We start from the raw sequence: 11,299 nt of genomic DNA on the forward strand, positions 1-11,299 counted from the left end.
AGAGCACCGCATCCCCGGCCTGCCGTGAAGCCCCGGAACCGGACAACCTGCCTTCAAGTACTACGAGTCAGCCGAGCACTCGCAGAACACCCTCTCAGACGTGTCCAGCCCGTGGGGCGGGCCAGCGTTGCCAGTCCTTGATCATCGAGCTGCTCTCTCGCGTTGCTAAAGCCACTCGAGGTACCAGCTGCGGAAGGTGTGACGGTTTCCGTTTGCGTCGAGGTACGGCTCGAAGGGCGGGTTGTCCGCGCAGTCCCGGTCACGGAGTTCCCCGCGGTGCGGGCCGACGACGATGAGCCAGCCGGTCATCCCGCATCCGTTGTCGCTGATATGGATCGCGCCCCGCCCGCGTTCCAGGAACCAGGCCTCCTCGCCGGCATCACCGAAGGCCTCGCGGTAGTCGTCCAGATAGTCGTCGTCAGCGCTCCAGCCAGACGGCGAGCTGACCCCGGTAGGAGTGCGTGGTCATCGGCCGGGTGCCATCGGGGTTCATCCGCGGGGCCGGGAACAGCCACCGGCTGCCGTCGGGCCAGCGTTCCAGCACCCGGCGCTGCTGGGCGGTGATCTCGCCCTCGACCTCCTCGTCGATGGGGACCAGGGCCTCGCGTTTCATCTTCCGGTTGAGGTAGCGCAGGGAGGCGGCGCCGTCGGCGTCCCGCACGATGCGAACGCAGCTCATGTTGGCGTCGCCAGAGGTATACCACTCGATCAGACCCAGAACGGTTCACAGGGCACCGTTAGGGCCCCGCCGAGCCGTCCTCGATGTAACCGGCGGCTGAAGCTGCCGTTAGCCGCCGGTTACTGTCATCCAATTTCATGGATGGGCGATCTGGTCAAGCACGAAGCCGATCGATCCCACCGAGCCAGGGCAGCTCATCCTCGAAGAAGCATGCAGCAACAGCTGGAATACCAGATTCCCACATCGCTGTGACTATCTTTGAGATGGTCCTTACGACCGCTTCGTTGGGTGCTTCATCGGCGGCTTCGACCTCTAGGAACGTCGGCCAGCGGACAAAGTCATCCTCTGACCCCGTGTCCGGGTTCTTCAAGACCTCCACTTCCACATCGGCGAGGTACAGGCTCTTGCGGGAGAATTCTCCTCCCAGCAGCGAGGTCAAAATCTGCATGATTTCCGAGAGGTCCGCCGATCGGACGAAGATCTTGCAGAACTGATATGTCTCGTCAGCCATGTCAGGGAACCTTGACGAAGGGAGGGTTGTCGAAGGGACCGCCCTGCCGGATCACCGATATATCCACTTCCATGCCAAGCTTTGCCTCCAGCGTCTTCCGGAGTCCTCTGAGGCCGGCCTCACCGGCTTGGATCTTCCCGGTCTCAATTGCATGCAGCATCGTTCGCTCCTTTGCACTTCCCGGATTCGGTGTCTGGAAGCGTTCCTTGACCAACTCATCGAACCGCTCGGGTGACACTCTGATCGCCAGGTCGATGTCCGAATCGGCCCTCGCCGTTCCGGCTGCCCGACTTCCCTGAACCACGATGTCATCACCGAGGTGACCGGCGCCCGAGCGTACCGTTTGCGCAGCCTCTGCGAACTGTTCGGCAGTCACGCCCTGCGGCGGCCCCGCTACGAGGCTCCCTCCCGATGCTCCTCCGGTTGCCACTTCGGCGATAATCTCGCCGCAGGCAGGGGGATCAGCCAGGCAAGCAGCTGCGGCTTCCGGCCCAAGGGCTGCCGCGACCGGAGCGGCCGCCACAACCGTGCTGACTCCTGTGACGATGCCGAGAAGAACTTTCTGCCAGGTGGACAGCTTTGAGCGCTTTATCCAGCCGTCACTGACGGTGGGGTCGTAATTGGGGGTGGTTCCCATGGCGTAGCCATGGAAAACGACGGGCTCCTTGACGATCGTCTGGGCAAAGATGGGTTTGTCGCCGAGATCGAAGACCGTGACCGTGGTCTTCGTGCCTCCGCTCTTCAGCGTCTTGGTCGTGCTCTTGGAGCAGACGCCATAGCGGCACGAACCCGCGGAACTGTTCCCAGGATCCACCGGACCAGTGGTGATGATGCCGCTCGAGCCCCCGACGACGTTGCCCCTCGGTACCCCGACACCACATTCGTCAGGGTGACACAGGCCGGAGGGGTCACTTTCGGTGACTGGGCTGTTGTCGGCGTAGGTGTAGCCGTTGAGGGACTGGGCGTCGCCTGGGGCGAGGATGGGGTCGACGCTGATGAATCGGCCGATGGATGAGTCGTATTCGCGTGCGCCGACGTAGGTGAGGCCGCTGGTCGTGTCGGTGGTCTTGCCGAGGAAGGTCTTGTCGTCGGACCAGGTCCCGGTGCCACCGGTCCGTGAACTGCCGAAGGGGGTGAGGTAGCGCTTGGTGACGGCCTGCGTGGTGGCGTCGAGGCTGACCGTTGAGGTGCCGTGGGGGTCGCCCGAGAGGTAGGTGAGGGCCTGGATACCGGTCTTGTTGGTGCGCAGGGCGATCGTGGCGCCGTTGGCGCTGTAGTACCGCTGGGCCCAGTACTTGGCGGTGGAGGTGTCGAGGTGGACTTCGGTGGTGCCGAGATAGAGGACGGTTTCGCCGCTGGTGTTGCGTCGGATGAGGAGGTTGCCGTCGGCGTTGTAGACGTGGCTGGTGGTGCTCTTGGTGGTGCCGCTGCTCGCTTTCTCGGTGAGGGTGTCGAGGTCGCCGTTGGCGCTCCAGGTCAATGACTGGGTGTCGGTGCCGTTGGGGCGGGTTGTGGTGTTGCCGAAGTCGTAGACATAAGTCGGGCTCACGCCGGTGCAGGAGGTGGCGGTGGTGGTGGCGCTGAGCTGGTGGGGGTGAGTGCTGTCGTAGCAGTAGGTGCGGGTGGAGTCACCGGTGCCGCTGTGGGTGGTCTCCGTCTTGCGTAGACCGCTGCTGGTGTAGGCGTAGGAGGTCCAGTAGGGGGAGGCGCCGGCGAGGTTGGTGGTGGTGCGGCCGGAAGTGGCGCAGGAGGCGGCGGAGGGGGTCCAGGCGTCGGTGAGGCGCTGGTAACCGTCGTAGGTAAAGCACTGGTAGTCGGTTTTGCCGGTGCCGGAGAGGTTGGCGGTGTCGAAGGCGGAGGTGACGTTGCCGGTGTCGTCGTAGGTGGTGCTCAGGTCCTGGACAGCGCGGGTGGCGTCGGTGGTGAGACTGCGGGTGAGGCGGTCGGTGCCTTCTTCGTAGGTGTTGGTGACGTAGGCCTTTTTGGCGGTGGAGTCTTCCGAGGTACCCAGAACGTACTGGTGCGCCTGGCCGAGCTGGTTGTAGTCGGCGGACAGCAGGTAGCCGGTCGATCCGCCGACTTCGGTGATCAGTCCTAGGTCGTCGTACTTGGAGTTGACGATCTCGCTGCTCAGGCCGCCGACGGCGGGCTCCTTGTAGTACTGCTGGGTGCCGTCGATGTTGTAGTACGAGGAGAAGTCGAGGGTTGCACTCGTGAGAGCGCCCTTGCTGACCAACGGGTCGGTGGACGGCAGGGTCAGCTGGCTGCCGGTGGCGTGGTAGAGGCTGTCGTAGGCGGTGACTTTCTGGGTGTAGGCGCTGCCGGTGGTGCCGCCGACGTAGCTGATGGAGTCGTCGAGCTGGCCCTTGGCGAGGGTGTCGTAGCCCCAGTGGGCGAGCTTGTTGGCGTCCGTCTTGGAGGTCTGCCACTGGTCGGTCTTGCGGCCCAGGACGTCGTACGCGTACAGCAGCACCTTGCCGCGGGCGTCGGTGGTGGTGTCCGTCTGGTCCAGGTTCGTGTACGTCGTGGTGGTGGTGCCCTGGTCGGGGTCGGTGGAGCTGGTCTGTCGGCCGAAGAGGTCGTAGCCGTAGGTCCACTGGGTGCCGTCCGTGCCCGTGACGGTGGACGGCCTGTTGTCCAGGGTGTAAGTGGACTTGACGGACGTGTAGGCGGCTCCGGTGCCTGCACCGTAGGCGGTGTCGGCCGGATCGGTGCCCGCGTAGGTGCGCTTCTCGACGGTGTGGCCGAAGACGTCGGTGATCGTGCGGGTTCTCTCTTGGAATCCGTTCCTGTTCCGCTCTCCCTGGCCGACCAACCTGGCGGACCGTCATGAACCGGACGCCCGGCGATTACGCCGAAGCCCTGAGAGCCCAACTCCCTCCAGAACCCCGACGGCCCCCACCAGGCATTTTGTGGAGGCCGTCGACTTCCGGCTACGTCGCCGTCAAAATCGTCCTATTTAACGAATTCCGGGGAAAGCCAGAACGAATTCATTCTGGTTCCACTGAGGCCTAGATGAACGCCATCAGCAATCTCCACCAATTCTTCTAGAATTTTCCGATCCCGCACTACTTGAACCAAGCCGGAACCCTCATCGAACAGGACCTCCCAGTTTGATCGCGCGATCGATACGGAGATACCTTCCTCAAGTGGCGGGTCGTCCAGCTCCACGGTCACTCTGCCACTCACGGAGCTTGGGAGTTTCAAATCTGCCCGCCGCCATGACTCCTTCGGCAGATAACCCCATACGTAGAGGGCGCAACCGGTGTCCACTGCAACCTCCAACTGAAGGGTGTCAGCGACAAGACTCGTACTCCCTCTCTCCCCTACCAGCCCAGCCAGCTCGTCGAAGTTCCGCAGCTGGAAGTTGAACCCTCGGTCCGACTCGGAGTAGCGAAGCGTGCCCGCCAGCGGGTTCGCTGCTTCCGCCGTAAATTTGTGCGCCATTTCTACCTGACGAAGTTGAGGTGGAGGATTGTGTTGGTGTTGGTGTCGACAACCAATTCCCAGGTGCCAGACTTTCCGTTCATAGCGCCTGGAGTGTCCCATCTAACGGCCCCGGCAGCCCCTCGCGGGTCCAGCTTCGGCGCGCTTCCTTCCATGATTTCACGGACGACCTGGGTGGAACCCATGTACGGCCGCGCCACTCTGCCGCCCTTGGTAACGTCACCGAAGTGATTCGCCACTGTCCTGGTCATCTTCAGATCGTCTGCATTGATCTTGGATGTCAGCGCGGCAGCATCCGAGCCGCGGGCGGCGTTTGCTGCCGCCTCCGCACCCTGAGCGGTGCCTGAGGAAGGCAGACTTCCTCCTGCGGCCCCTCCGGTCACCGTTTCCGCAACAACCTCAGCGCAGGCAGGAGGGTCAGCCAGACAAGCAGCCGCGGCTTCCGGGCCCAGGGCTGCGGCAACCGGAGCGGCCGCCACAACCGTGCTGACTCCCGTGACGATGCCGAGAAGAACTTTCTGCCAGGTGGACAGCTTTGAGCGCTTTATCCACCCGTCACTGACGGTGGGGTCGTAATTGGGGTTGGTTCCCATGGCGTAGCCATGGAAAACGACGGGCTCCTTGACGATCGTCTGGACAAAGATGGGTTTGTCGCCGAGATCGAAGACCGTGACCGTGGTCTTCGTGCCTCCGCTCTTCAGCGTCTTGGTCGTGCTCTTGGAGCAGACGCCATAGCGGCACGAACCCGCGGAACTGTTCCCAGGATCCACCGGACCAGTGGTGATGATGCCGCTCGAGCCCCCGACGACGTTGCCCCTCGGTACCCCGACACCACATTCGTCAGGGTGACACAGGCCGGAGGGGTCACTTTCGGTGACTGGGCTGTTGTCGGCGTAGGTGTAACCGTTGAGGGACTGAGCGTCGTTGGGGGCGAGGATGGGGTCGACGCTGATGAATCGGCCGATAGATGAGTCGTATTCGCGTGCGCCGACGTAGGTGAGGTCGCTGGTCGTGTCGGTGGTCTTGCCGAGGAAGGTCTTGTCGTCGGACCAGGTCCCGGTGCCACCGGTCCGCGAATTGCCGAAGGGGGTGAGGTAACGCTTGGTGACGGCCTGGGTGGTGGCGTCGAGGCTGACTGTGGAGGTGCCGTGCGGATCGCCGGACAGGTAGGACAAGTTCTGGGTACCGCTCTTGTTGGTGCGCAGGGCGATGGCAGTGCCATCGGCGTTGTAGTAGCGCTGCGCCCAGTATTTGGCGGTGCTGGTGGAAGTGTCGAGGTGGACGTCGGTGGTACCGAGGAAGAGGACGGTTTCTCCGCCGGTGTTGCGGCGGATGAGGAGGTTGCCGCTGGCATCGTAGACGTGGCTGGTGGTGCTCTTGGTGGTGCCGCCGCTCGACTTCTCGGTGATGGTGTCGAGGTTGCCGGTGGCGTTCCAGGTCAGCGACTGGGTGTCAGTGCCGTTGGGGCGAGTGGTGGTGCTGCCGGAGTCGTAGGCGTAAGTCGTGGTGACGCCGGTGCAGGTGGTGGCGGTGGTGGTGGCGGTGAGCTGGTGGGGGTGGGCGGTGTCGTAGCAGTAGGTGCGGGTGGAGTCACCGGTTGAGGCGTGGGTGGTCTCCGTTTTGCGCAGGCCGCTGCTGGTATACGCGTAGGACGTCCAGTAGGGAGAGGCACCGCTGAGATTGCCGGCGGTGCGGCCGGCTGTCGCGCAGGAGGCGGTGGACGGGGTCCATGCCTCGGCGAGGCGCTGGTATCCGTCGTAGGTGAAGCACTGGTAGTCGGTCTTGCCGGTGCCAGAGAGGTTGGCGGTGTCGAAGGCGGAGGTGACGTTGCCGGAGTCGTCGTACGAGTAGTTGAGGTCTTGGACGCTGCGGGTGGCGTCGGTGGTGAGCCTGCGGGTGAGCCGGTCGGTGCCTTCTTCGTAGGTGTTTGTGATGGAGGTCTTCTTGGCGGTGGAGTCCTCTGAGGTGCCAAGGACGTACTGGTTCGCCTGGCCGAGCTGGTTGTAGTCGGCGGACAGAAGGTAGCCGGTCGATCCGCCGACGTCGGTGACCAGTCCCAGGTCGTCGTACTCGGTGTCGACGGTCTCGCTGTTCAGACCACCGGCGGCTGGTTCGGTGTAGTACTGCTGGGTGCCGTCGATGTTGTAGTAGGCGGTGTAGGCGAGCGTGGATGTGACGGCCTTGGAGGTGACCAGGGGGTCGCTGGCAGGCAGGACCAGCTGACCGCCGGTGACGCGGTAGAGGCTGTCGTAGGCGGTGACTTTCTGGGTGTAGGCGCTGCCGGTGGTGCCGCCGACGTAGCTGATGGAGTCGTCGAGTTGTCCCTTGGCGAGGGTGTCGTAGTCCCAGTGGGCGAGCTTGTTGGCGTCCGTCTTGGAGGTCTGCCACTGGTCGGCCTGGCGGCCCAGGACGTCATAGGCGTACAGCAGCTTCTTGCCCCGGGCGTCGGTGGTGGTGTCCGTCTGGTCCAGGTTCGTGTATGTCGTGGTCAGCGTGCCCTGGTCGGGGTCGCTGGAGCTGGTCTGCCGGCCGAACAGGTCGTAGCCGTAGGACCACTGGGTGCCGTCCGCGCCGGTGACGGTGGAGGGCTTGTCGTCCAGTGTGTAGGTGGACTTGACGGACGTGTAGACGGCGCCCGTGCCTGCCCCGTAGTCCGCGTCGGCAGGATCGGTTCCGGAGTAGGTGCGCGTTTCGACGGGGTTGCCGGAGATATCGGTGATCGTGCGGGTGGCGGAGCCTCCGTCGAGAGCGGTCGTCGCGGTGGAGTCCCCGGTGTAGGTGGCGGAGGTCGTCCATTTCTTGACTCCGTACACGTACATGCTGCTGTTCAGGGCGCGGCCCGCACCGTCGTAGGTGGTCTCGGTCTGCTTGGGTGCGCCGCCGTACTGGGCACGGGCGTAGATGCCGGTGGGCAAATTCTTGGAGTCGAAGACGTCTGCGTATGCCTCGTAGGCGAGACCGCGGCTGTCGTAACGGGTGTCGGTGAGCAGTCGACCGCCGTCAGGAGTGGGCGTCTGGGTCTGGAGGGGCCGCAGGAGCGAGTCGTAGATCGTGTAGCTGGTGTTGTAGGTCTCGCCGTCGCGCTTCAGCGTGGACGTCGACGTCCAGGAGGGGGCGCCGTTGTTGACGCCGTAGTCGTAGGTGTAGTTCGGGGTCTGGGTGCCGGAGTGGGACCGGTTGGGCAGCCACGTGGCTGTCTGTCGGCCGAGGGCGTCGTAGCTGGTCTCGGTGATCTTGTTGTTGACGTCGTAGATCTTGGTGGGCAAACCGGAGGCGTAGTCGGTGTAGGTGTAGGCGTTCTGCGTCTTGGCGTTCGTGGTCTTGGTCTTGGTGAGTGGTCCGGTGTTGGTGGGCGTGTAGGTGGTCGTGGTGGTATTGCCGGCTGCGTCGGTGACGGTCAGGGGCCGGCCCAGGCCGGCGGTGCCGGCGCTGTCGTCGTAGGTGCTGGTGGAGAGGGTCTGCCAGGAGGTCGGGTAGCGCTCGCCGTTGGTGGCGGTGGCGGGGTAGGCGGCGGCCCGGCCGGTCCAGGTGGCTTCGCCGAGGGTCGGTGTCTGGATGGCGGACCAGGCGGTGGCGGAGGTGTTGTCGAACACCACCGCGGTGTCGGAGAGGACGTCTCCGCGGGAGTCGGAAGAGGCGGGCAGGTTCAGACCGGTCTCGGCGTCGGAGCAGTCCTTGCTGACGGAGCGGGTGCGGGAGACGGGTCCCGTGAGGCCGATTGCGGTGTTGCGGGCGTGCCAGAAGCGGGTGCAGGTGTTGTCGCCGCTGACGCCGGTCTGTCCGGTGTCAGCTACCTGGGTGGCCATGCCGTAGGAGTCGTAGGTGGTGGTGACCTGGCGGGTGCGCCAGGTCGCGGAGGTGGTGAGGTAGGCGGAGGTGGAGGTTGCGCCGGTGCGGACGTAGTAGGCCTTGATGCTGGCGTAGGACTTCTGCTGGCTGGCGGTCTGCGAGGACCAGGGGTCGTTGACCGTTGTCGCGATCGGAGCGGATCCGTTGTAGGTGATCTGCTCGCGTAGGAAGCCTGAGTCCTGGTCGCTGTCGGTGATGTCGGCGACGTCGAGGCCGGCGGTGTCGATGCCCGTCACCGTGGCAGGGGTGGTGGTGCCGTCGGACTGCTTGTCGCCGTCCATGCCCTGCATGTACAGACTCACGGTCTTGGACTGGGTGTCGCCTGCAGCGCCGGTGACCGCGGTGACCTTGCCGTAGCCGCGCCACTGTGACCAGGTGCGCTCGTCCGCGGGGATGATCGGGTCGAAGGCGTAGTGCCAGGCCGGGTCAGCGTAGGTGTAGGAGGTCTCCACCGCTTCGCCCAGGCCGGTGGGATCGGAGCTGAGGACGGCGGTGACGCGGTATTTGTTGAACCAGTCCAGGGATGCTTCGTCGGCGCCGTTGATGTGCCAGTACTGCGGGTAGCAGCTCATGGTGTCGTCGTCCTCGGACGACGGCATCTTCGAGCCCCGTACGCACTCGGGGTCGGAGAGCGTCACGGTGGTGATGGCGCCGGTCTCGGACGTGATGGTGCCGAGTCGGGGCATGCGCAGCGGCAGGATGTCGTCCGAGGTGGAGTCCACCCGGTTGTCCCGCATCTGGTAGGTGAAGGTCACCGGGTCGAGCTTGATGTCGGTGCCGTTCTTACCGGTGTGCTGGATGGAGGAGAGCACCAGGGTCTGGTCGGCGGTGCTGCCGATCTCCTGGCCGTCTTCGAACTTCTGCGTCAGGGCCCAGGAGTCCACAGGTGTGTAAGCGCTGGTGGTCGCGTTCCAGGCGAGGGTGTCGATGCCGGTCAGGCGCTTGCGCGTGAAGAAGGAGGGACTTGCGCTGTTGCAGTCGTCGTCGCCGCTCGAGCAGATGAGGTCGTGCGGTACGTCCGGCCAGTTGTCGGAGGTCGAGTCGGTCAGCGAGGAGCAGTCGGTGGCGGTGCAGCGTTCGTCGTAGGAGAAGGTGACCTCGTCGGAGGCCTTGCCGGTGAACAGGGTGCTGGCGCGCTGCCCGTAGAGGATCTTGGTGAGGTAGCCGCCGCGGGTGTACTGGGTGTTGGCGGTGGATGCGCCGTTCTTGGGGTAGTAGTTGGTCTCGGCCGTGTACCAGTAGGACATGGCGTTGCCGTGGAGGTCGACGACGTAGTCGAGGTTCCAGCGCCAGGCCTGGGTGAGCGACCGGTCGGCGAAGGCGGTTCCCTTGTCGTAGCCGGGTTCGCCGGAGTCGTCGCCGAAGACGGGTGCGGTCCACACCGAGTTGGTGCGTTCGGTGTCGGCGCCGGGGAGTTTGTTCAGGCCGAAGACGTACTTGGTGCCGTCGGTGGTGGTGACGGTCCAGTATTCGCCGTCGGTGTCGTCGTTGTCGGCGCCGGTGGAGTGGGTGACGGTGGAGGCGTCGTCGTCCTTGAGGTGCCAGGCGCCGGTGGTGTCGTCCTTGACGAGTTCGGTGGACTTGCCGTTGAGGACGAGGGAGGCGTTGTCGTACTTCCAGCACTGGTCGAACGTGCCGTTCTGACCGTCGTCGTCGCAGGAGCCGTAGGAGCGTTCGACGTACGACGTGGCGGTCAGGTCGAATCCTTCACCGACCTGGGTGGACTGGTTGTTGGTGGAGGCGGTCTTGCCGTCGGTGCTGCCGGAGTCGTAGTCCAGGGACAACGACGGCGACGGCCCTGCCGCCGCGGGCGGGGCGCTCAACGGGTAGGACCAGTCGAACGCGCCGGAGGAGCCGCCGGCCTGCCAGCTGGAGGAGGCGGTCAGCGGCGATGCGGCGTAGTTGCCGGAGCCGGACGCCGACTCACCCGAGGTGGCGGCGAGGGCCAGCACGGTTGCCTGCGCGGCGGTGTCCGCTGTCAGTAGCGCGGATCGCGCGCTCGAGCGGGAGGCCCGGTCCTCGCTGTCTTTGACTGCCGCCTCTCCCAGCGGGACGGTGGCGGACACCTGCTGGTCGGAAACGTTGTTGTGGGACTTCAGAGGTGTCTGGACGCGGCAGGCGGCCTTCTGCGGGGTGGTCAGCGCGCACGCGGGCAGGGTGACCAGACGCAGACGGCCTGCCCAGTCGCCGCCGTAGGCGGAGGCGAAGGCGCTGTAGTCGATGCTGAGGCCGGCGTCGCCGCTGGCGGTGGCGCTCGCGGTCAGCAGGACGCCCTTGATCCCGGCGGCGGTGGCAGCTTTGCGGCTCAGGACGCGCACGCGGACAGTGCCACTGGCGGACCTGGTTCCCTTCACCCGCTTCACGGCGACGGGAAGTCCTCCCGCTGTGAGGCGGGAGGCACCGGTTGCAGCCAGGGCGGCAGTGGTGTCGGCGGCTTTGGGCCAGGTCGCCTTCTGCTGCTCGAGGGCCTGCTTGGCCTGCCGGGCGTTGACCCGCTTCTGTGCTGCGACTTGGGCGCGGGCCTTGGCCGCGCCCAGGGTTGTGACCTTCTTGACCGTGTCGGAGCGGTTCGCGGGTACGTCCGGTATCAGTTGATGATGGGAGGCGGCCTGTGCGGCCGTCGGTGTCAGGCCGGCGATTGCCAGAGCCAGCGCGACACAGGTGGTGGTGATCCTGTGTCTGCGGCGTCTCGCCTGTCTGTTACGGGCTGCTCTGCCTGGAAGCAGCAGAGTGGGGCCGAAGGTTTTGCCTGGCCATCGGGACCGCATGCTGTCGTTCACGACAACAAACCCCTCACGCGTCAAAGGTCATCG

General features: G+C 65.0%; 6 protein-coding genes. All 6 read right to left on the reverse strand.

What is annotated here, in order from left to right:
- Window positions 1-165: 165 nt before the first annotated feature.
- Window positions 166-309: a hypothetical protein gene (locus ACFYR3_RS42005; RefSeq protein ID WP_389287488.1), complete on the reverse strand. Its 144-nt coding sequence runs from the start codon at window positions 307-309 to the stop codon at window positions 166-168.
- A gap of 109 nt (window positions 310-418) precedes the next feature.
- Entirely contained in the window at window positions 419-679 is a 261-nt protein-coding gene (locus ACFYR3_RS42010; protein WP_389287490.1) for a hypothetical protein, read from the reverse strand.
- 154 nt (window positions 680-833) lie between these two features.
- Window positions 834-1,190: a hypothetical protein gene (locus ACFYR3_RS42015; protein ID WP_389287492.1), complete on the reverse strand. Its 357-nt coding sequence runs from the start codon at window positions 1,188-1,190 to the stop codon at window positions 834-836.
- 1 nt (window position 1,191) lies between these two features.
- Window positions 1,192-4,005: an RHS repeat-associated core domain-containing protein gene (locus tag ACFYR3_RS42020; RefSeq protein WP_389287494.1), complete on the reverse strand. Its 2,814-nt coding sequence runs from the start codon at window positions 4,003-4,005 to the stop codon at window positions 1,192-1,194.
- A 140-nt stretch (window positions 4,006-4,145) separates the two neighbouring features.
- Window positions 4,146-4,637: a hypothetical protein gene (locus tag ACFYR3_RS42025; RefSeq protein ID WP_389287495.1), complete on the reverse strand. Its 492-nt coding sequence runs from the start codon at window positions 4,635-4,637 to the stop codon at window positions 4,146-4,148.
- A 2-nt stretch (window positions 4,638-4,639) separates the two neighbouring features.
- On the reverse strand, window positions 4,640-11,266 hold the full coding sequence (locus ACFYR3_RS42030; protein WP_389287497.1) for an RHS repeat-associated core domain-containing protein: 6,627 nt from the start codon (window positions 11,264-11,266) through the stop codon (window positions 4,640-4,642).
- Window positions 11,267-11,299 lie beyond the last annotated feature (33 nt).

The sequence above is a fragment of the Streptomyces sp. NPDC005784 genome (genome assembly GCF_042871525.1).
In the GTDB taxonomy this organism is placed as follows: domain Bacteria; phylum Actinomycetota; class Actinomycetes; order Streptomycetales; family Streptomycetaceae; genus Streptomyces.